The organism is Kaistia geumhonensis (assembly GCF_030815145.1).
Classification (GTDB): domain Bacteria; phylum Pseudomonadota; class Alphaproteobacteria; order Rhizobiales; family Kaistiaceae; genus Kaistia; species Kaistia geumhonensis.
Map to the genome: position 1 here is coordinate 4,390,911 of NZ_JAUSWJ010000001.1, position 20,781 is coordinate 4,411,691.

A 20,781-nucleotide genomic window follows, 5' to 3' on the forward strand; every position below is an offset into this window, starting at 1 on the left:
AAGGATACAGACGATGCGCGTCTATTACGATCGCGATGCCGATCTCAACCTCGTCAAGGGCAAGAAGGTCGCCGTCATCGGCTATGGCAGCCAGGGCCGCGCCCATGCGCTGAATCTGAAGGATTCGGGCGTTCCGAACGTCGCCATCGCGCTGCGTCCCGGCTCGACCACGGCGCTCAAGGCCGAGGCTGACGGCTTCAAGGTCATGTCGGTGGCCGAGGCTGCCGCCTGGGCCGACCTCATGATGATGGCGACCCCGGACGAGCTTCAGGCCGATATCTACAAGAACGAGATCGCCCCGAACATCCGCGACGGCGCCGCGATCGCCTTCGCCCACGGCCTCAACGTCCACTTCTCGCTCATCGAGCCGAAGAAGACCGTCGACGTCATCATGATCGCCCCGAAGGGCCCCGGCCACACGGTTCGCGGCGAATACCAGAAGGGCGGCGGCGTGCCGTGCCTCGTCGCTGTCGCGCAGGACGCTTCTGGCAATGCGCTCGACATCGCGCTCTCCTACGCCTCGGGCGTCGGCGGCGGCCGGTCCGGCATCATCGAGACGACGTTCCAGGAGGAGTGCGAGACCGATCTCTTCGGCGAGCAGGTCGTCCTTTGCGGCGGTCTCGTCGAGCTGATCCGCGCCGGCTTCGAGACGCTGGTCGAGGCCGGCTACGCGCCGGAGATGGCCTATTTCGAGTGCCTGCACGAAGTGAAGCTGATCGTCGACCTCATCTATGAGGGCGGCATCGCCAACATGAACTACTCGATCTCGAACACCGCCGAGTGGGGCGAGTATGTCTCGGGTCCGCGCATCATCACCCCCGAGACCAAGGCGGAGATGAAGAAGGTCCTGTCCGACATCCAGACCGGCAAGTTCACCTCGGAATGGATGCAGGAATACAAGGCCGGCGCCGCGCGCTTCAAGGCGATCCGCCGCAACAACGACCGTCACCAGATCGAGGAAGTCGGCGAGAAGCTGCGCGGCATGATGCCGTGGATCGGCAAGAACAAGCTGGTCGACAAGACCCGCAACTGATGACTGCGGGCGGCTGCCTCAGTGGCCGCCTGTGTTCCTAGCGCGGGTGGGGGCGAAGAGGCCCTCACCCAAGCCCTCATCCCGAGGGTAGGCGCGCGCTGCGGCCTCTGACGTGCTCGCATCGCTAACGATTGTCCGACACGATGATTGCGCTACTCGGCCCAGGCCTCCACTCCCGTTCGCGGGACATGGGACTGGTGAGCGTCATTATCCGCCGCTGACGGCCATGCTGCGTCGGACGCGTCGCCGCACCCCCACTACAGCCTCAGCCCCATGAAGATCGTGCCGCCGACCGGCGTCTCGTAATAGGGCGGGATCACCTCGAAGCCGAACGAGCGGTAGAGCGCCAGCGCGGCGGGCAGTTCCGGCAAGGTGTCGAGGCGCATCTCGCGATGGCCGGCCGCCCTAGCGGCGGCGATCACCGCAGCGGCCAGAGCCCGTCCGATGCCGAGACCTCGTCCCTCCGGCGCCACATAGAGACGCTTCATCTCGGCGATACCTTCGCCGAGCTGCCGCATCGCAACGCAGCCGATCGGCATTCCGTTCGCGTCGCGTGCGAGCAGCAACGCTCCCTCCGGCGGCGCATAGCGACCGGGGAGGCCGGCGAGCTCGCCCTCGAAATCCTGGAAGCAGAGGTCGAAGGATAGCGTCGCGGCATAGGCCCTGAAAAGACGGGCGATGTCGGCGATCTCGGATGCCGTCGCCGCAGGGGCGATGGCGAACGACGCCGGTGTCGCTGCGTCGGCCATGGTTACGCGCGCCTCCCCGCTAGTCCGGACTCGCCGCGCCGCAGCGTCAGGACATCGACGCCGGTCTGCGTCACGGCGACCGTGTGCTCGAACTGCGCCGAGAGCTTTCCGTCATCCGTGACCACCGTCCAGCCGTCGTCTTCGGTGGTGACCTTGCGCGTGCCCTGGTTGATCATCGGCTCGATGGTGAAGACCATCCCTTCGCGAAGCCTGGTTCCGGTGCCCGGCCGGCCGTAATTGAGGACCTGAGGTTCCTCATGCATTTCGCGGCCGATGCCATGTCCACAATAATCGCGCACGACCGCGTAGCCGTTCTTCTTGGCATGACGTTCGATCGCGTAGCCGATATCGCCGATATGCTTGCCGGGCCTCACTTCGCGGATGCCGCGCCACATCGCCTCCTGCGCCACGCGGACCAGCCGGCGCGCCGCGGGCGAGGCGTCGCCGACGAGATAGGTCTTGCTCGAATCCGCGATGAAGCCGTTTTTCTCGAGCGTGATGTCGAAATTCACGATGTCGCCGTCCGACAAAATCACTGCAGAATCCGGCACTCCATGACAAACAACATGGTTTATCGAACAATTGAGGACATAGGCGAAGCCGTACTGTCCCTTGCTCGCCGGCCGGGCCGCGAGATCGACCGTGATGAAGCGCTCGACGAGATCGTTGACCGCGAGCGTCGAAAGGCCGACGAGCTCCAGCCCGTCCAGCATCTCGAAGACGGAGGCGAGCATCCGCCCCGAGATGCGCATCAGCGCCAGCTCGTCAGGTGACTTGACCATCAGGCGGCAGCCAGATCGCTCGCGCGCCGTCCGGCCGCCTCGCGCTGCATGCTGACGATCTCGGTGAACGAGAGCGTCGGGTTGGCCTCGGCCAGCATGCCGATCTTCATCCAGAATTCGGCCTGGGCATTGATGGAGCGGCACATGACGGCGCTGGCGAGGCGCGCTTCCTCATGCAGTTCGTCGTCGATCTTCACGATGCCCATGCTACTGCCTCCGTTCTCAACGATACGGAACGTATATGGTTTGTATCGGGGCCGTCAATGCCGGGGGGCGGCGGCTCAGCCTTCTCGCGGCATGTCACCGGCCTCGCGGCGCGATGCTCTTGCCATTCGAATTGCGAGCGGGATCGCGAGGAGGGGCCAGATCGTGGAGGTCGCCGCGAGGGCGATCGCCGCGCGCGAGGCGCCGGTGACGCCGCCGGGATCGGCGAAGCCGGCGAGATTGGCGACCATGCCTGCGGCCGCGGTGCCGAGCGCGCTGGCGAAGAGCTGAACCGTCGTCATGCCGCCGGAGGCGAGTTCCTGCTCGTCGGGAGGCGCATAGTGATAGACGCGCGTCACGAGGCTCGGCCAACTGATGCCAATGCCGAAACCCATGAGCGTCAGGCTGGCGCAGAGGGCGATCACGACGGGAAGAGCGCCGTCGCTCTGGACCGGCAGGAAGATCGTCAGCAGCACGATGCCGCCCAGCACGAGGAAGAGCCCCGTCAGGATCAGACCGCTGCCATCGCCGCGCCGCCAGCGTACGCTCGCCATCGTCCCGACCGTCCAGCCGATGGCGATGAGCGCGGCGAGATAGCCGGCGATGAGCGGGGACTGGCCGTGCAGCGTCTGCAGCAGATAGGGAACGAAGGTGTCCGGCTGCATGGCCATCATCAGCAGGACGATGATGAGATAGGTGGCGCCGAGCGGCGAGGCGAGGCTGAAGGCACCCTTGGGCAGCAGGCGGGCGTCGGCGCGTCGTTCGATACGGCCGATCCAGCCGGTCATCAGCAGCGCGATCGCGAGGCCGGCGGCGTTGAGCAGGAGGTCGGGCGTCAGGCTGACCGCGGAGACGACGAGAACCGCCGCCGCGAGGAGCGCGAGCTGCAGCCAGGCGATGCGGATTTCGGACCCTTCATTGGCCGCCTTGCCGGGCAGCTTCGTCACCGCGACGATCGCGAACAGGACGACGAAGGGCAGCAGTGACCAGAAGGCCGCGCGCCAGGCATGATATTGCGCGAAGACGCCGCCGACCGCGGGGCCGATCAGCGTCGCGACGCCGAAGGTGCTGGAGATCAGCCCGATGGCCCGGCCCCAGAGGGCGGGTGGCAGGACGCGGCGCGTCACCGCATAGGCGAGCGCATAAAGAAAGCCGCCGCCGAAGCCCTGGATGGTGCGTCCGACGAGGAGAACCGTCATGCTCGGCGCGAGCGAGGCGACCAGCGTTCCGGCGCCGAAGGCGAGGGCGGCGACGAGATAGGCACCCCGTGGCCCGAGGGCGCGGAGCACGCGCGCGGTGACCGCCGCGGCGAGGATCGAGGCGACGACGAACAGGGTCGTCGCCCAGGCATAGGCATCGAGGCCGCCGATATCCTTCACGACGGACGGCATCACCGTCCCGCCCATGAAGATGTTGATCGCATGGAGCACGACGCCGCCGGCGAGCATCGCGGCAAAGAGGCCGTTGCGGCCGGAGAACAGTCGCGGCTCAGGCTCGGTTTTGGCGCCACGCCCGGGTGATGTTGCGGCCGTCGCGGCCGGGATGTCGGTCATGCTCTCGCTCGATGCGGTTGGTCCCGGCAGGGCTTGTAGAACCTCAACGATGGTCGAGGTCAAGGCGGGGCTCCGGGTTCGTTTTGGGTCAGTCGCCGGCGGTCCTGAAGGCGCGGGCGCCGGGTCCCTCGGCGGCGGCGCTGTCGCCCGGATTGCGCAGGGGACAGTCGCGCATCGAAAGGCACCCGCAGCCGATGCAGCCGTCGAGCTGGTCGCGGAGGCGGGTCAGGAGCGTTATGCGCTCGTCCAGAGCCGCGCGCCACTCGCCCGACAGAATCGCCCAGTCGTCCGACGACAATGGTCGGTCCTGCGGCAGGCGATCGAGCCGGGCGCGGATTTCGGCGAGCGGAATGCCGGTCTTCTGCCCGACGCGGATGATCGCGATGAGACGGAGGATGCCGCGCGGATAGCGCCGCTGGTTGCCGGCGCTGCGCCGGCTGCGGATCAGGCCCTTCGCCTCGTAGAAATGCAGCGTCGAGATCGGGACGCCGGCGCGGCGCGCCACCTCGCCGATCGTGAGTTCCTCCGCGATCATTCCCGTCCCGGTCTCCGCCATGAGCGCGGCGAGGATAGCCGAAGCCCGCGGCGATTCCCTCGGATCGGGAAGAGTGGCAGGGGAGAACGAAAAGGGCCGCCGGAACATCCGGCGGCCCTCGTCACGATCCAGAGAGGCTGGACGCTCAGTAGGAGCCGACGCAGCGATACTGCCGGCCGTCATAGCCGGTGAAGCTGTCCGTTGCCGGATTGTAGCTTCGATAGCGGTTCTGGCAGTAGGCGACGTGGTTCTGCCAGGCAACGCCGGGCGGGGGCGGGACCTCGTAGCCGCCATTGTTCTGGGCCGAGGCGATTGCCGCGCCGACGCCCAGGCCGAGAATGGCGCCGGCTGCCGCCGCCGCGCCGGGATTACCGACCCAGCCGCCATAATAGTTGCCGCGCCAGCCGGGGCCGTACCAGGCGCCGCGCGCCGGGCCATACCAGCGTCCGGGCCGCGGGCCGTACCAGCCCGGACGCGGTCCGTAGCCTGGACCGCCGCGCCAGCCGGGACCGCCATAACCGGGTCCGCCCCAGCCGGGGCCGCGCCAGTCCGCCGAAGCGGTCGACGTGGTCGCGGCCACGGCGCCGAGCCCGATCACGGCCGCGAGGGCCGCCGAAATCATGCGCTTCATGACCTTCATCTCCTTCGTCAACGCCGCGCGCCGATCGAGGGCTCGCGAGGCTTCTGTCCATTCGCGGCACCGGCCATTTCGCCGCGCCGCCTTATCGATCAACTGGGGTAGAGAATAGGATTGGCAAGCTGAACGGTGGCTGAACGGCTGGCGCGCGGCATCCGCCATGCTATGACCGGCCATTCGAGCCGAACGAAGGCAGACCCAAGGTAGACCCAATGCCGCGCGCATTTGCCATTCTCGACGTGTTCACCAGCCGGCCGCTTTCCGGCAACCAGCTCGCCGTCGTCCTCGACGCCGAGGGCCTCGATACCGAGGCGATGCTGGCGATCACGGCCGAGTTCAACCTTGCCGAGACCGTCTTCGTCCTGCCTGCCGAGCGGCCGGGGCATCGTGCCCGCATCCGCATCTTCGCTCCCGGCAGGGAACTGCCCTTCGCCGGCCATCCGACGGTCGGGACCGCAGTGCTGCTCGCGCTCGATGACGCCGCGACGGGTGGCGCCGGCACGGATACGATGCTGATGCTGGAAGAGCCGGTCGGCCCGGTGCGGTGCCTCGTCTCACGCGAGGAAGAGGGCAAGCGCGGCCATGCGACCTTCGACGTTCCGGTCGTAGCGCAGCCGGCGGGCCATGCGCTCGACCGCGACGCCATCGCCGCGGCGCTCGGACTGCTGCCGTCGGAGATCGGCTTCGAGAACCATGTCGCCTCAGCCTATACGGCCGGCGTTCCCTATATCTTCGTGCCGCTGCGCGACCTCGACGTGATGCGCCGTGTCCTGCCGCGTCTCGACCTGTGGCAGCACGCCTTCGGTGACGTCTCGGCCTATCTCTATTGCCGCGAGACCGAGAGCAACACGCATCATTTCCATGCGCGCATGTTCTGGCGCACGCTCGGCCTCGTGGAGGATCCGGCGACCGGCTCGGCCGCCGCCGCCTTTGCCGGCGTCGTCGCCGGCTTCGATCGTCCGATGGCCGGCTCGCACCCGATCCTGATCGAGCAAGGCTACGAGATGGGCCGGCCGAGCGTCATCCGCCTCGAAGTCGATATCGAGAACGGCGCGCTCGCGGCAGCGCGGATCGGTGGCGACGCGGTCGTCGTCGCTCGCGGCACGCTCGACATCTGACGACCCGCCAAACCCTTCATCTCGCCGTCTGGAGCCCAAGCCGTGAGTCGCTTCTGGAGCCCGATCGTCTCGACGCTGAAGCCCTATGTTCCGGGCGAGCAGCCGAAGATCGCCAATCTCGTCAAGCTCAACACCAATGAGAGCCCCTATGGGCCGTCGCCGAAGGCGCTCGCGGCGATCGCCGAGGCGGCCGGCGACGCGCTGCGGCTCTATCCCGATCCGACCTCGATGGCGCTGCGCGAGGCGATCGCCGCGCGCCACGGGCTTTCGGCCGGCGAGGTCTTTGTCGGCAACGGTTCGGACGAAGTGCTCGCCCATGCCTTCATGGGCCTTTTGAAGCACGAGAAGCCGCTGCTCTATCCCGATATCAGCTACAGCTTCTATCCGGTCTATTGCGGCCTCTACGGCATCGAGGCCGTCGAAATTCCGCTCGACGACGCCTTCCGAATCCGCGTCGCGGATTACGACCGGCCGTCGGGCGCCGTCATCCTGCCCAACCCCAACGCGCCGACCGGCATCGCGCTGCCGCTCGCCGAGATCGAGGCTCTGCTCGCTCAGGATCGCGAGCGGCTGGTCGTCGTCGACGAGGCCTATGTCGATTTCGGCGCCGAGAGCGCAGTGTCGCTGGTGCCGGCCCATGACAATCTTCTCGTCGTCCAGACCTTCTCGAAATCGCGCGGCCTCGCCGGGCTTCGCGTCGGCTTCGCCATCGGGCAACGCCCGCTGATCGAGGGACTGGAGCGGGTCAAGGACAGCTTCAACTCCTATCCACTCGATCGCCTCGCCATCGCCGGCGCCACGGCCGCCTATCGCGACGAGGCCTGGTTCGACGACAAGCGGCGGACGATCATGGCGAGCCGCGAGCGTGTCGCCGAAGGTCTCGCAGCGCTCGGCTTTGAGGTGCTGCCCTCCTCCGCGAATTTCGTCTTTGCCCGGCATGGCCAGCGGGCTGGTGCCGATCTCGCGGCGGCGCTCCGGGCGCGCGGCGTGCTGGTGCGCCATTTCGCCAAGCCGAGGATCGGCGATTTCCTGCGCATCAGCATCGGTACCGACGCGGAATGCGACCGGCTGCTGGCCGAACTTTCCGCGATCCTCGAGGGCTGAATCAGCGGCGCCGCCAAAGCCTTCGTGCTAATCTGGAGCCGTTCCGGCTTGGGAGGGCTTCCGTGACGCAGCTGCTGCTTTTCATCCATCTCGTCGGCCTCGGCATGGGCTTTGCCGGCGGCATCGGCTCGGCCGTGACGATGCGCTTCGCCGCCGGTGCCAATGCCGAGGGCGCCGCGGCGCTGAAGCGGCTGCCGCCCGTCTTCGCCAACATCTCCGCGACCGGCCTGCTACTGCTCTGGGCCACCGGGCTCATCATGGTGTGGAGTGTCTTCGGCGGACCCGGCAACCTGCCGCAGCTCTTCTGGCTGAAGATGGTGTTCGTGCTCGCCTTGACGCTCCTCGCCGGTGCGCAGCATGCGACCTATGCCAAGATCCGCCGCACGGGCAATGCCGCGCTCGGCGCCCGGATGAAGATCCTCGGCCCGGCCAGCGGGCTTTCCGCGCTGCTCGCGACGCTCGCCGCGGTCTATGCCTTCAACTGAACGCGTGCATTCGCGGGGCTTGCGCTTTTCCGCGCGAGATTGATATGAGTTGCAGTGTTCCGGCCGCGGCCGGGGCGCTGGATGCGGGCGCGACCGCCTGTTCCTTCGGAGCCGATATGAGCCGGATGCCGCATGAGACGATGCCGACCGCGGGACGCGTTTCCCGCCGTGGCGCCGCCATGCCGTTTGCCATCACGTCGCCGCGCGGCCTTCCGAAAGCCCTCCTTCTTCTTAGCTGCCCCTGAGCGTCGGCAGGCCGCAAGCGGCCGGGCTCTCAGGGGATCGTGCCGCACAGAACCCCCGCATTCGCGCCGCCTCCCGAACGCCAGCCGATGAAATCGGGCCGGGCCGGCCGCCAGAAGGAAGAAGAGAGCCATGACCGCCACCACAGTTGACGCCAGCAAGGACCGCGTCGTCATCTTCGACACCACGTTGCGCGACGGCGAACAGTGCCCCGGCGCATCGATGACCTTCGAGGAGAAGCTCGAGGTCGCCGAACTGCTGGAGGAGATGGGCGTCGACATCATCGAGGCCGGCTTCCCGATCGCCAGCCAGGGCGATTTCGAGGCCGTGCAGGAGATCGCCCGCCGCGCCGGCCCCGACGTCACCATCGCAGGCCTCGCCCGCGCCATCTCCGGTGACATCGCGCGCGCCGCCGAGGCGGTCCGGGTCGCCAAGCGTCCGCGCATCCATACCTTCGTCTCCACCTCGCCGATCCATCTGGCGCATCAGATGCGCAAGAGCGAGGAGCAGGTGCTCGACATCATCGCCGCCACCGTGAAGCAGGCGCGCAATCTGGTCGAGGATGTCGAGTGGTCGGCGATGGACGCGACCCGCACGCCGATCGACTATCTGGTCCGCTGCGTCGATGCCGCGATCAAGGCCGGCGCCACGACGATCAACCTGCCCGATACGGTCGGCTATGCCGTTCCCGAGGAATATGCGGCCATGTTCCGCGAGGTGATCGCGCGCGTCCCCGATTCCGACAAGGCGATCTTCTCGACCCATTGCCATGACGATCTCGGGCTCGCCGTCGCCAATTCCTTGGCGGGCGTGATGGGTGGCGCGCGGCAGATCGAGTGCACGATCAACGGCCTCGGCGAGCGCGCGGGCAATGCGGCGCTGGAAGAAGTGGTGATGGCGATCCGCACCCGCGGCGACGTTCTGCCCTACCAGACCCGCGTCGAGTCGACGATGCTGACCCGCGCCTCGAAGCTGGTCTCGGCCGTCTCGGCCTTCCCGGTGCAGTACAACAAGGCCATCGTCGGGCGGAACGCCTTCGCTCATGAAAGCGGCATCCACCAGGACGGCATGCTGAAGAATGCCGAGACCTACGAGATCATGACGCCGGAGAGCGTCGGCGTGAAGGCGACCTCGCTGGTCATGGGCAAGCATTCCGGCCGCCATGCCTTCCGCGAGAAGCTGAAGGAGCTCGGCTACGAGCTGGGCGACAACGCGCTGGAAGACGCGTTCAAGCGCTTCAAGGACCTCGCCGACCGCAAGAAGCACGTCTATGACGAGGACATCGAGGCGCTGGTCGGCGACGAGGTCGCAGCCGCGAGCGAGCGCTTCCGCCTCCTGTCGCTGACCGTCATCGCCGGCACCGGCGGCCCGTCCAAGGCCATCATCAGCCTCGACGTGGACGGCACGCACATCACCAAGGAAGTGGGCGGCAACGGCCCCGTGGACGCGACCTTCAACGCCATCAAGGCGATCGTGCCGCACGAGGCCAAGCTGTCGCTCTACCAGGTGCATGCAGTCACCGAGGGCACCGACGCGCAGGCCGAGGTTTCGGTCCGCCTCGAGGAGGACGGCAAGTCGGTCACCGGCCGCGGCGCCGATCCCGACACCATGGTCGCCTCGGCGAAGGCCTATATCTCGGCCGTCAACAAGATCGCCGTGAAGCGCCAGCGCCAGCACGCCCAGGCGGCGGTGTAGGGGCGGTCGCAGCGTCTCACCAAAACAAGAAAGGCGCCGTCGATGGACGGCGCCTTTCGCATTTTCAGGGCCGGAGCCGACGTTACATCGGCAGGGCGATCTTGCCGAGGCGGAGGAACTGCGTCTCGCCCGAGGAATCGTCGACGCCGTCATTGTCGGTGATGGCATAGGCCTCGCCATCGGCGCCGATCGCGAAGCTCTCGACCTTGTCGAGCACATAGCCGTTCGGCGCCCGCAGCGCCGGCAGGAGATCGACGAGGTCGTTCTTGGCGACCACCGGCAGCGCGCCGCCGAGCGGGGCAGGGGTAACGCCGGCGAGCGGCACGAAGACGAGCTTCTTGATCTTCGCGTCACGGCCGATCTGGTTGTCGCGCTCGATGACCACCAGACCTCCCGGAACGGCGGTGATCTCGGAGAGGCCGACCCAGCCCTTGCCGGCCTTTTCGAGCGGATAGTGAACGGCGGCCCAGCTCTTGGCGGACGGCTTGTAGGCAAGAAGCTTGGTCATGCCCTTCGGGTCGTCCTTCCACTCGCGCTGCACCGCGAGCCAGACCGTCTCGTCGGCACCCGAGCCGGTGACGGTCACGCCCTCGAAGCCGAAGCGCGTGGCCTTGTCAGCGAGCTCGGCCGGCAACGCGATCTCCTCCACCAGAACGCCCTTGGCGTCGGTGCGCAGCAGCGTCGACTGCGTCTTGTTCTTCTCGCGCTCGGGATTGCCTTCCGAGGCAAGCCAGAACCCGCCATCGGCGGCAAGCGCGATGCCCTCGAGGTCGAGATTTTCGACCGGCTTGCCGTCCTTCGTGACGACGATGCGGTCGGTGATGACGGCCGGGGACTGCGCCGCGTCGATCGTCAGGATCGCGCCTTGCGACTGCGCGCTGTCGACGACGGCGTAAAGCTTGCCCGGCGCCGTGCGATCGGCGGCAGTGCCCGAAATCGCGGCCCAGCCGATCGGCTTGCCGTCCTTGTCGGCCGAGACGAGCGTCGGATAGGCGGCTGGCGCATCGCTGCGCTCGTAGATCGTGACGACCGAGCCGATCAGGCCGTCCTCGCGGAGGTCGTTCTCGGAGGCGGTGACGAAAAGACTGCGCTGCGGAATGGCGAGCAGGCCCTCCGGCCCGATGCCGCCCGGCAGCGCCTGCAGGAGCGTCGGGGCCTTGCCGGCGCCTTCGTCCTTGTAGACGCCGACCAGCGAGGCACGCTCGGAGCCGACGAAGATCAGCGTCTCGTCGACGAAGCGGGCGACTTCGATACCCTCCGGCTCGTTGCCCTTCTTGTTGCGCTTCTCAGGATAATGGCCGAGCCGCACCGTCTCGTATTCGAGGCTGGTGCCGCTGTCGAAATCGACCGTGCCATCCGCCTTGAAGATGGTGAAGCCGCGGCTGCCGCCCTTCCAGTCGCCTTCGTTGGCGGTGACGAAGCGGTCGTCGCCGATCCAGCCGACGGCGTCCGGCTCGCGCGCCACGCCCTTCATGGCAGCGGACAGGTCGATCACGCCGTCCTTCCCGGTGTCGATGCCGTCGAGATCGACGCTGCCGGCCGAGAAATGCGTCACGACCTTGCCGGTGGCGGCGTCGGCGATGACGATCTCGTTGTTCTCCTGCATCGTCAGGACGATCTGGTTCTTCGCGTTGAAGTCGACGAATTCCGGCTCCGGATCCTCGGGCGCGACCGCCGAGAGCCCCGAGACGTCGATCACGGTCTTCGTGCCGCAATCGACCGTGCCGTCGGCGGCGAGGCGGAAGGTCACGAGGCTGCCGCCCGGCATCTGCGGGATCGCGCCGTCATTCACCTCCTCGTCGCGCTCGTTCTCGATCGCGATGGCAAGGAAGCTGCCGTCCGGGCTCTTGGCCAGCGAATCGGGCTGGCCGGCGAGATCGCAGGTGGCGGCGACGGTCTTCGAGGCGAGATCGACGACGGCGAGATGGCCGGCGGGCTTCGCCTTGTCCTTCGAGGTCACCACGCCGACCAGCGCATGGCCACCGGCGACGACGGTCGAGGTCGGCTCGCCGCCGAGCGCGACCGTGCCGGCCGGCTTCGGCGCCTTGGGGTCCGCCAGGTCGATGATGCCGATCCGCTCGCCGGGGCTGTCGGTATAGACGAGCGTATTGCCGTCGGCGGAAGCGGAAATGATCTCGGCGACCGTCGCCTTCTCTCTGTCGGCGCCCTCGGGCAGGTTGTCGACGACATGGAACGTGGCGATGCGGTTGAACATTTCGGCCGCTTCCGCCGCACCAAGTCCGGGAAGGGCGGTGCCGGCGAGGAGCGTCGCGGCAAGCGCGGCGGTCGTGAGCCTCGTGATCATGGGGTTCCCCTGTGGCTGCTGTCGGTCTCGATCTCTCTGCGAAAGCGCAACAAAACCGCCCGACGTGACAGGGGAATGAAGCCGGCGCGCGTGGCGCGGCGCCGCTGCCGGGAGAGCGAAGATTTCCACAGGCGGCGAAATCGCGACGAGGGTGCTGGACAGCCCCCACCGCCTTTGCTACACACCGCCTCGTTCGCGGCGGCAAGTTCCGCAGCGCGGCGGGTGCATAGCTCAGTTGGTAGAGCAGCTGACTCTTAATCAGCTTGTCCTAGGTTCGATCCCTAGTGCACCCACCAAAAACCTCCTCATTTTCAGTCATATGATGCGTCGTCAGTAGCGGCCTTGCCGTTGCGGTTGTCTCTCGCTTGCGGTCGGCGCGGCGAGGGTCGATGATCCGTCACCGGATGCTTGGGAAGGGAGCCGCGCATGATCCGACGACCGTCCGGCAAGCCGCTGTTCAGCGATGACCGCTTCGGCAATCTCTTGCGCATCGCCGTCGCGGTGCTGGTGATCGCCGGGGTGCCGATCGCCGCCTTTGTCAAATGGCTGCTTTCGGGCGGCTAGGGATGGCGGGAGGTGAGGGCGTGCTGATCGGGACCTGTCATTGCGGCAGGGCGTGCTGGACTCTTTCGGGCGATCCTGGGGCGGTCACGGCGTGCAACTGCACGCTCTGCCGGCGCTATGGCGCGCTCTGGGCCTATGACTACGAGAATGAGCGCATCCGTTTGGAGGGGCCGACCACTGTCTATCAGCGCGAAGGCGAGACGCCGGCTGAGATCGAGACGCATTTCTGTCCGACCTGCGGCTGCCTGCTTTGTTGGCGCGACCTTTCGACGACGGCCGACGGAAGGCGGCGCATGGCGGTCAACGTCCGACTCGCGCCCGCTGACGCCGTCGCCCATCTGCCGGTGCATCACTTCGATGGTTTTGCGAGTTTCAGGACCGTGCCGCGCGACGCTGCTTGCGTCAGCGACATGTGGTTCTGACGTCCCTCAGCGTGCATAGGCATTGAACGGGTTGTCGTGCGTCAGGCGGCGCAGCGTTTCCGCCTCGACGCCGCGGGCGGCGAGGAGCGGCAGCAGCACGTCGGAAAGATGCGTGTAGGGCATCGGTGTGCCGCCGCCGGGCAGCGCGGGGTCGTACCAGCCGCGATCGTGGCTGACCAGCATCTGCGCTTCATAGCCCGCGTCGAGGGCGCGGATGACGAGGTCGGCGACCGCATCGTCCGGCGCACGGCCGACATGGTCGAACTCGATCCAGGCGCCACGATCCGCCACGGCGCGGTTGAGCGCGAAATCGGGCTCTTCCTGGGTGTGGATCGAGATGAAGCGGTCGGGGCGATAGCCTTCCTTCTCGATGATGTCGAGCTGATCCATCACGACGCGGCCGCGGATGGTGTGGCTGCCGATGATGGCGCCGGTGCGGCGGCCGGCGCGCGCGGCGGCCCGCAGGATCTTCGCCTCGAGCGGCGTGATGCCGTCGTCGCCGGCGGAGAGCTTGATCCAGCCGGCGCGCACGCCGGTGTCCTCGATGCCGTTGTCGAGCTCGTCGACCATCCACTCCTCGAGCGCCTCTTCGCTGGCCTCGCGCACCCAGGCGGGGATCCAGGGCTCTCGGTAGTTGCCTGTCGGCACAACGATGGGAAAGCCGGTGGCGCGCGATACCGCGAGATCGAGATCGGCGCGCCGGCCGACGCCGCCGGTCGAGCATTCGACGAGGGCAGTAATTCCGCGGGCCTTGATGGCCTCGATCTCGGGCGCCATCAAACGCACGACATCCGCGGCCTCGGCCTCGGCATAGCCGGGCTGGTCCGGCGTGCGCAGGTCGACGAAGACATGCTCGTGGGGAAGGATCATGCCGAGCTGATCCTTCGTGAACGGCCCGAGCGTCGTGTGGAGCAGGCGCATCTGTCGGTTCCTCCCGTTGAAGCGGTTCAGACTATCGTCACGCGCGCGATCCGCGCAAATTGCATCCTCCGCGCTCGAAGCCCGTTAACGCGGCGCCGCTAGTTTCGGCATCCCCAACCGAGGAGGAGTGTGTCCCATGCAGACCCGGATCATCGGCAGCGTGCTGCCGGTTCTCGAAATCGAACTCCAGCAGGGCGAGCGGGTCATCGGCGTCGCCGAGCAACTCTCCTGGCTGACCGGCGGCGTCTCGCTGAAGACGTCGCTCGGCGGCGCCAGCGCGGGCGGCGGCCTGTTCGGGCTCGTGAGCCGCGCCGTCTCGGGCGGCGGCCTCGTCACCACGGAATTCCACGCCGACAACGGCCCCGGCATGGTGGGGCTCGCGGCGAAGTTGCCGGGCCAGATCGTCGAGCTCCAGGTCGAGGGCGGCGGCTATGTCGTCCATCGCCACGGCTTCCTGTGCGGCAGCCATGGCATCACGGTCGAGAGCGCGCTGCAGCAGAATCTCGGCGCCAGCGTCTTCGGCGGCGAGGGCTTCGTCCTGCAGAAGATCGGCGGATCGGGCACGGCCTTCGTCGAACTCGGCGGCGAGATCATCAAGTATGACCTCGGTGCCGGCCAGTCGATCGCGGTTCATCCGGGCCATGTCGGCCTGTTCGATGCCGGTGTCCAGTTCGAGATGACGTCGCTTTCCGGCGTCCGGAGCACCTTCTTTGCCAGCGGCGACCTGTTCATGGCCCGTCTGACCGGACCTGGCCGGGTGTGGCTCCAGACGCTGACGCTGCCGGGGCTCGCCCACGCCATCAGCCACTATCTTCCCAAGCAGGGCTGAATTCCGGCCGCCGCGGTGAGCGGCACTCGGTGCAGGGCAGGTGGTTCGCCGGCTCATCATCGTGAATAGCTTCGCGGGCCTGGCGGATGCCAGTCCTAGGCGCCGGGGGTGTGCCGGCCCTCCATGGCCAATGCCTCGGGGACGATCCTCTCATAAAGCAGCATCGTTGCGGCGCAGTAGTCGCTCATCCGTTCGCAAAGCGGCTCCCGGATCGCGAAAGTGCTGGTGGCCCCCACACGGGCGATCAGAGCGGCGCGCTCGCCAGCCTGCAGGATATTTGCGACATGGGCGCGTGAGATGCCGAATTCGCGCGACATGCCATTGGCGCTCGGCGGAGGTTCGTCGAGACGATTGGCCAGCGCCAGACGCAGCATGATCATCAGGCCGCTGTCGAACTCAGTGATCTCGTAGAGCCCGTCGGGTTCGCCCGGCAGGCCCGGACCCGTCTGGTGCGATTGGCCGAGCAGCGCACAGAGCGCGTCGCGGAAGGTCGCGCGATCGAGCGCAGCGGGGATGTCGGTGAATTGCGGGTGGACGACGGCAAGCGAGGCGATGTTGTTCGCCCAGCGCTCCCTGAAGTAATCGCGCAGCGGCTGCGTAGGCTCCATGGGCTTCGTCCTGGCATCGTCGGTGCGCGCGGTCATGGTGAGATGTCCGGCGCGCAGCATCAGCTGGACGATTGATCGCGCCCGCGCCGCGCTGCAGATGTCGTGGCTCTGGCAGATCGCCTCCAGCCTGCTCATCGTGAGACGGATGCCGTTCTGGTTCGGCTGCCCGTGGAGATAGAGGCAGAAGAACGCGACGAAAACCCGCCCGCGATCCGAGAACAGCCGGTGCTGAGAGGGGCGGGATCGGTGAAGCGAGACGATTCCGTTCAAGAGGCGGGTCGAGGCATCGCGAAAGCGCGGCCTTGAGCGCATCTCCGCGATCATTTCGGGCGAGAACGCGCCCGTTCCGCGCTCGATCACGGCGCCCACACCATTGCCGCGCCTCCGGCAAGCGAGACGTCAGGTCCGTCGAAACGATGCCAACGAATTTTGGCAGCTATCAACCTATGCACGGTGCGATAGAAGGGTTGCACCGCACAGAAATGCTCATCGACTGAGCAACTCCTTGCCGTGGATGTGTGCGTCCCGGGGCGGTACCTTATACGGGTCGGGGAAGTAAAAAAATGGATTCGATGAATGTTCGGCCGGTTGATCCGGCCGTAAGCGTATATCCTTTGCCTATGAGTGCACGAAGAGCGCGGCATGAGGCCAGGAACGCGAGACGACATCGGCTAATACTCCCAAAGGGTCATCCGTAAAGAACGCTACCATATTGGTTGCCTTACGGAATCGCGAATAGGCTAACTCGCTTGTTCGGCAAGTTCCTGTAAAAATAACTAACAATTCATGTCATGAATACTATTCACTGGCTCGTGATAGGGTGGGCCGGAACGGGGAAGATTTGTTCGGATTAACTTGGATCGATTGCTCAAAGCGAACATTCGCATCTGAGCGATGAGCGTTTTCTCGAACATGTCCTGATGAGATCATGCCGTCTCAATGTCCGAAGACTGGAGTTGTTCGGCGATGACGGCGGTCGAAGGGGATTCTGCATCGCTCGCAACCTCCGTCGGCGGTTGCGGTCGGGCGACATTTGCCTTGCCGGCTATCGAACTGCGGCAACCATGCAGCCGCAGCGGGAGTGTCGCGTTAACGGGCCGCCGCTAGTCTCGGCTGGACTCACCCCCGGGAGGACAACTTCATGATGTTCGGATCAGATAGGACCGTGGCTTCCCCTCGGCCATCGGCAGTCGGCGCGCATCGCTCGGTGACAATCGCGATGGTCGTCTCGGCGCTCGCGGCGTCGACCGCTTCGGCGGCCGACAAACCGGACTACCGCTCGACTTCGGGCAGCGTTCATCTTCGCTACCTGAACGCCGGTGAGGGCGAGATCCGCGCGGTGCCACGGATCGGCCTTTCGTTCGGCGATCGCGTCATGCGCGCCGAACTCGACTCCGGCTCGACCGGCGTGGTCGTGGCGGCGGCGCTCATCCCAGGCTTCGATCAGCTGCCGGTGGTCGGCGACGGGCGGCTTACCTATACAAGCTCCGGCCGGGTCATGATCGGCTCATGGGTCACGACGCCGCTGACGCTTTCGGGGGCCGACGGTGCGTCCGTCACCACCGAGCCGATGCCCGTTCTCGCCGTGACGAGCGTCGAGTGCCTCGAACAATCGCGCGACTGCACCCCCAACGACGACCCGCGCGATATCGCGATGATCGGCATCGGTTTTGCGCGCGAAGGAGACCGTCAGGGCCAGAGCACGCCGGAGAAGAACCCGCTGCTGCGTGTTTCGGCCGGAAGCGCGGGCAAGGGCTATGTTCTCGGCGCGGAGGGCATCGATGTGGGGCTCGACGCGAAGGTCGCGCGCGGCGATTTCCGTTTCGTCAAGCTGGAGCGCCAGCAGGACCTGCCGGACTGGAAGGCGGTGCCGGCCTGCATCAGCGTCGCCGGGGCGTCGCCGCCGGCCTGTGGCACCATGCTGGTCGATACCGGCGTCGGCGACATGTTCCTCACCGTGCCCCCTGGCGAGGCGCAGCCCGGGCCGCTCGACGACGGCACCGAGATCGCCGTCCTGCTCGGCGACGATTCAGCGAGCGAGCCGCTCTACAGCTTCACGACCGGCGACCGCTCGCAGTCGATGGCGCCGGCGCGTGTCCATCTCGACGTCTCGGATCGCAAAAAGCCCTTCGTCAACACCTCGTTCCACTTCCTGAACGGATTCGACGTGCTCTTCGACGCCGAGGGTGGCTGGGTCGGCTTCCGGAAGCGGTGACGGGCGGCTTGTCCTTTTTTGCACTGTCTTGCGTGGTCTTGCCCATAAACCGATTGAAATCGTGATTGCGCCGCATCCGGGCCTGCGGCATGCTCTCCCTCAGCCCCAATGAACGAGGGCGTGAGGGAGGGTTATCGATGTCCAAGACTGCAAGGTCCATCCTTGCCGCCGGCGCCATTGCGCTCGCGGCGATGTCCACGGCTCCGGTGAAGGCGCAGGCGGAGGATGTGACCATCCTCGCTTCCGTGCCGGGCCTGACCTTCCCGTTCTTCGTGCACATGATGAACGCGTTCAAGGCCGAGGCCCAGAAGCAGGGCGTGGCCGTGATCGAGAGCGACGGCCAGGTGTCCTCGCCCAAGCAGACCGCCGATATCGAAGCGGCGATCACCAAGGGCGTCCAGGGCATCGTGATCAGCCCGAACGAGGTCGACGCCATGGCGCCGGCGCTGCAGCAGGCGGTCGAGGCCGGCATTCCGGTCGTCACCGTTGACCGCCGCGTGGCGCAGGTCGAAGGCATCCTCGCCCATATCGGTGCCGACAACGTCAAGGGCGGCGAGGCCCAGGGCGAGCTGATCATGAAGCTCTATCCCGATGGCGCGACGATCGTGAACCTGCAGGGCCAGTCGGGCGCCTCGCCGGCGATCGACCGCAACAAGGGTCTGCACAACGTCCTCGACAAGGCCGCCGACAAGTACAAGATCGTCTTCGAGCAGACCGCCGGTTTCGACCGCGCCAAGGGTCTGGCCGTGACCGAAGCCGCGCTCTCGGGCCTTTCCGAGCCGCCGAAGGTCATCGTCGCCGCCAATGACGACATGGCGCTCGGCGCACTCGAGGCCGTGAAGGGCCGCAATCTTTCGGGCATCGCGATCATCGGCTTCGACGCGCTTCCGGAAGCTCTCGCCCAGGTGCGCGACGGCGGGCTCACCGCCACGATCGAGCAGTTCCCGGGCAAGCAGAGCGCGCTCGGCGTCGACACGCTCGTCGCCTTCATCAAGGACAAGAAGAAGCCCGACCAGCAGGTCACGCTGCTGACCCCGGTCGCGATCACGAAGGACAACCTCGACACCGCCGAGCGTCTCGGCGAGGTGAAGTAAGTCCTGTCCTAGTCGGCAAGGTCCGGGCGCCCGTCGCCCGGACCGTTCCGCTTTTCCCCGACACATGCCGCCGCGCCTCGTTCGAGCAGCGCCATGCGCAAGCCATTGGGAATGCCCGTGACCGCCACAGCGCCGCTTCTCAAGATGTCCGGCATCACCAAGAGCTTCCCCGGCGTGAAGGCGCTGGACGGGGTCTCGCTCGAAGTGGCGCCGCGCGAGATCCACGCGCTGCTCGGCGAGAACGGCGCCGGCAAGTCGACGCTTCTGAAGATCCTCGCCGGCGCGCAGGGGCCGGACCAGGGCGAGATCGTCTTCGACGGCAAACCCGTGACGCTCGCCAATCCGCATGTCGCGCAGCAACTCGGCATCGTCACGATCTACCAGGAATTCACGCTCGCTCCCGACATGAGCATCGCCGAGAACGTGTTCATCGGCCGCGAGCCCGGCCGCTGGCCGTTCGTGTCGTGGTCGCGCATGGCGAGCGAGACGGAGAAGCTGACGCGCCGCATCGGCCTCGACCGCAATCCCATGACGCTGGTGCGCGACCTCTCCGTCGCCGAGCAGCAGATGGTCGAGATCGCGCGGGCGCTGTCGATGGACTCGCGCGTCATCATCATGGACGAGCCGACCTCGGCGCTCTCGCTCGCCGAAGTCGAGAAGCTGTTCCGTATCGTGCGTCGCCTGCGCGAAGACGGCATCTCGATCATCTTCGTGACGCATCGCCTCGAGGAGGTGATGGAGGTCTGCGACCGTTTCACGGTGCTGCGCGACGGCCGCAATGCCGGCGCCGGCGCGGTTTCCGACATCACCATCGACGGCATCATCCGACTCATGGTCGGCCGCGAGGTCAACACGCTGTTCGCCCATCGCGAGGCGCCGCCGCCCGGCGCGGTCGCGCTCGAGGTCAAGGGGCTGACGCGGCTTCGCACCGCGCAGGATCCGCATGCGACCGAGATCCGCGACGTGTCGCTCTCCGTCCGCAGCGGCGAGATCCTCGGCATCGCCGGGCTGGTCGGTGCCGGCCGGACGGAAACGGCGCGGGCCATTTTCGGTGCCGATCCGTTCGATTCGGGTACCGTGATCATCGATGGCGAGAACGTCGCCATCCGCTCGCCGCGCGATGCGATCTCGCGCGGCATCGGTCTCGTTCCCGAGGACCGCAAGCTGCAGGCGCTGTTCCTGGCGCAGGCGATCCGCACCAACATGTCGATCGCCTCGCTGGACCAGATCGAACGCCTCGGCTTCTTCATGGACGAGACCAAGGAGCGGCGGCTGGTCGAAGAATACCGGAAGCTGCTGAATATCCGCATGGCCGGGCCGGACCAGCCCGTCGGCAATCTTTCCGGCGGCAACCAGCAGAAGGTTGTTCTGGCGCGTTGGCTGGCCCTGCGGCCGAAGGTGCTGATCGTCGACGAGCCGACGCGCGGCATCGATATCGGCGCCAAGGTCGAGGTGCACAATCTTCTTTATGAGATGGCGCGGTCCGGCATCGCCGTGATCGCGATCTCGTCCGAACTGCCGGAAGTCCTGGCTGTCTCGGACCGCATCATCACCATGCGGGAGGGCAAGGTGACGGGCGAACTGGCGCGTTCCGACGCGACGCAGGAAAAGCTGATGGCGATGATGACGCTCGGGAGCCAGAGCCGCGCCGCCTGATAGGCGGGGGAGGGCACCGGACGGCAATA

General features: G+C 66.8%; 20 protein-coding genes and 1 tRNA gene. 12 read left to right on the plus strand and 9 right to left on the minus strand.

Annotation, left to right across the window (positions count from 1 at the left end):
- Window positions 1–13 precede the first annotated feature (13 nt).
- Entirely contained in the window at window positions 14–1,033 is a 1,020-nt protein-coding gene (ilvC, locus tag QO015_RS20825) for a ketol-acid reductoisomerase (protein WP_266284075.1), read from the plus strand.
- Between the two features lie 257 nt (window positions 1,034–1,290).
- Here ilvC and QO015_RS20830 read toward each other — a convergent pair whose 3' ends face one another.
- The 6 genes from QO015_RS20830 to QO015_RS20855 form a co-directional block, all read right to left on the minus strand.
- On the minus strand, window positions 1,291–1,782 hold the full coding sequence (locus QO015_RS20830; RefSeq protein WP_266284077.1) for a GNAT family N-acetyltransferase: 492 nt from the start codon (window positions 1,780–1,782) through the stop codon (window positions 1,291–1,293).
- Window positions 1,783–1,784: 2 nt separating this feature from the next.
- On the minus strand, window positions 1,785–2,564 hold the full coding sequence (gene map, locus QO015_RS20835) for a type I methionyl aminopeptidase (RefSeq protein ID WP_266284079.1): 780 nt from the start codon (window positions 2,562–2,564) through the stop codon (window positions 1,785–1,787).
- Complete coding sequence (locus QO015_RS20840; RefSeq protein ID WP_266284081.1) at window positions 2,564–2,770, minus strand: ParD-like family protein; 207 nt, start codon at window positions 2,768–2,770, stop codon at window positions 2,564–2,566. The genes map and QO015_RS20840 overlap by 1 nt, the downstream gene beginning before the upstream one ends.
- A 75-nt stretch (window positions 2,771–2,845) precedes the next feature.
- Window positions 2,846–4,321 (minus strand): MFS transporter, encoded by a 1,476-nt coding sequence (locus QO015_RS20845; RefSeq protein ID WP_266284083.1) that lies wholly within the window; start codon window positions 4,319–4,321, stop codon window positions 2,846–2,848.
- 88 nt (window positions 4,322–4,409) lie between these two features.
- On the minus strand, window positions 4,410–4,856 hold the full coding sequence (gene soxR, locus QO015_RS20850; protein WP_266284085.1) for a redox-sensitive transcriptional activator SoxR: 447 nt from the start codon (window positions 4,854–4,856) through the stop codon (window positions 4,410–4,412).
- Between the two features lie 145 nt (window positions 4,857–5,001).
- Window positions 5,002–5,487, minus strand: coding sequence for a BA14K family protein (locus tag QO015_RS20855; protein WP_266284087.1), 486 nt, complete (start codon window positions 5,485–5,487; stop codon window positions 5,002–5,004).
- Window positions 5,488–5,705: 218 nt separating this feature from the next.
- Here QO015_RS20855 and QO015_RS20860 point away from each other — a divergent pair, with 218 nt between their 5' ends.
- The 4 genes from QO015_RS20860 (at window position 5,706) to QO015_RS20875 (ending at window position 10,138) form a co-directional block, all read left to right on the plus strand.
- Window positions 5,706–6,611, plus strand: a complete 906-nt coding sequence (locus QO015_RS20860) for a PhzF family phenazine biosynthesis protein (RefSeq protein ID WP_266284089.1) — start codon at window positions 5,706–5,708, stop codon at window positions 6,609–6,611.
- Between the two features lie 42 nt (window positions 6,612–6,653).
- Window positions 6,654–7,715, plus strand: coding sequence for a histidinol-phosphate transaminase (hisC, locus tag QO015_RS20865; protein ID WP_266284091.1), 1,062 nt, complete (start codon window positions 6,654–6,656; stop codon window positions 7,713–7,715).
- A gap of 62 nt (window positions 7,716–7,777) precedes the next feature.
- Complete coding sequence (locus tag QO015_RS20870; protein WP_266284093.1) at window positions 7,778–8,200, plus strand: hypothetical protein; 423 nt, start codon at window positions 7,778–7,780, stop codon at window positions 8,198–8,200.
- A 375-nt stretch (window positions 8,201–8,575) separates the two neighbouring features.
- The gene (locus tag QO015_RS20875; RefSeq protein ID WP_266284095.1) at window positions 8,576–10,138 is read left to right on the plus strand and encodes a 2-isopropylmalate synthase; all 1,563 of its coding nucleotides are present in this window, start codon (window positions 8,576–8,578) and stop codon (window positions 10,136–10,138) included.
- An 82-nt stretch (window positions 10,139–10,220) separates the two neighbouring features.
- Here the strand turns inward: QO015_RS20875 and QO015_RS20880 are convergent, their stop codons facing one another.
- Window positions 10,221–12,443 (minus strand): esterase-like activity of phytase family protein, encoded by a 2,223-nt coding sequence (locus QO015_RS20880; protein ID WP_266284097.1) that lies wholly within the window; start codon window positions 12,441–12,443, stop codon window positions 10,221–10,223.
- Between the two features lie 220 nt (window positions 12,444–12,663).
- On the opposite strand from QO015_RS20880, the gene QO015_RS20885 reads away from it, so the two are divergent.
- The 3 genes from QO015_RS20885 to QO015_RS20895 all read left to right on the plus strand — a co-directional run bounded on the left by QO015_RS20885 (window position 12,664) and on the right by QO015_RS20895 (window position 13,429).
- Window positions 12,664–12,739 (plus strand) — tRNA-Lys (locus QO015_RS20885).
- Window positions 12,740–12,869: 130 nt separating this feature from the next.
- Window positions 12,870–13,007: a hypothetical protein gene (locus tag QO015_RS20890; protein ID WP_266284099.1), complete on the plus strand. Its 138-nt coding sequence runs from the start codon at window positions 12,870–12,872 to the stop codon at window positions 13,005–13,007.
- 20 nt (window positions 13,008–13,027) lie between these two features.
- A complete protein-coding gene (locus QO015_RS20895) occupies window positions 13,028–13,429 on the plus strand; it encodes a GFA family protein (protein ID WP_266284101.1) in 402 nt (133 codons plus the stop codon).
- Between the two features lie 6 nt (window positions 13,430–13,435).
- On the opposite strand, the gene QO015_RS20900 is transcribed toward QO015_RS20895, so the two are convergent.
- Window positions 13,436–14,350, minus strand: a complete 915-nt coding sequence (locus QO015_RS20900; RefSeq protein WP_266284102.1) for a phosphotriesterase family protein — start codon at window positions 14,348–14,350, stop codon at window positions 13,436–13,438.
- 136 nt (window positions 14,351–14,486) lie between these two features.
- On the opposite strand from QO015_RS20900, the gene QO015_RS20905 reads away from it, so the two are divergent.
- Window positions 14,487–15,179, plus strand: coding sequence for an AIM24 family protein (locus QO015_RS20905; RefSeq protein ID WP_266284103.1), 693 nt, complete (start codon window positions 14,487–14,489; stop codon window positions 15,177–15,179).
- A gap of 95 nt (window positions 15,180–15,274) precedes the next feature.
- Here QO015_RS20905 and QO015_RS20910 read toward each other — a convergent pair whose 3' ends face one another.
- Complete coding sequence (locus QO015_RS20910; RefSeq protein WP_266284104.1) at window positions 15,275–16,147, minus strand: hypothetical protein; 873 nt, start codon at window positions 16,145–16,147, stop codon at window positions 15,275–15,277.
- A gap of 847 nt (window positions 16,148–16,994) precedes the next feature.
- Here QO015_RS20910 and QO015_RS20915 point away from each other — a divergent pair.
- The 3 genes from QO015_RS20915 (at window position 16,995) to QO015_RS20925 (ending at window position 20,752) form a co-directional block, all read left to right on the plus strand.
- Window positions 16,995–18,002, plus strand: a complete 1,008-nt coding sequence (locus QO015_RS20915; RefSeq protein WP_266284105.1) for a hypothetical protein — start codon at window positions 16,995–16,997, stop codon at window positions 18,000–18,002.
- A 137-nt stretch (window positions 18,003–18,139) separates the two neighbouring features.
- On the plus strand, window positions 18,140–19,096 hold the full coding sequence (locus QO015_RS20920; RefSeq protein ID WP_266284106.1) for a substrate-binding domain-containing protein: 957 nt from the start codon (window positions 18,140–18,142) through the stop codon (window positions 19,094–19,096).
- Window positions 19,097–19,207: 111 nt separating this feature from the next.
- Entirely contained in the window at window positions 19,208–20,752 is a 1,545-nt protein-coding gene (locus tag QO015_RS20925) for a sugar ABC transporter ATP-binding protein (protein ID WP_266284108.1), read from the plus strand.
- Window positions 20,753–20,781 lie beyond the last annotated feature (29 nt).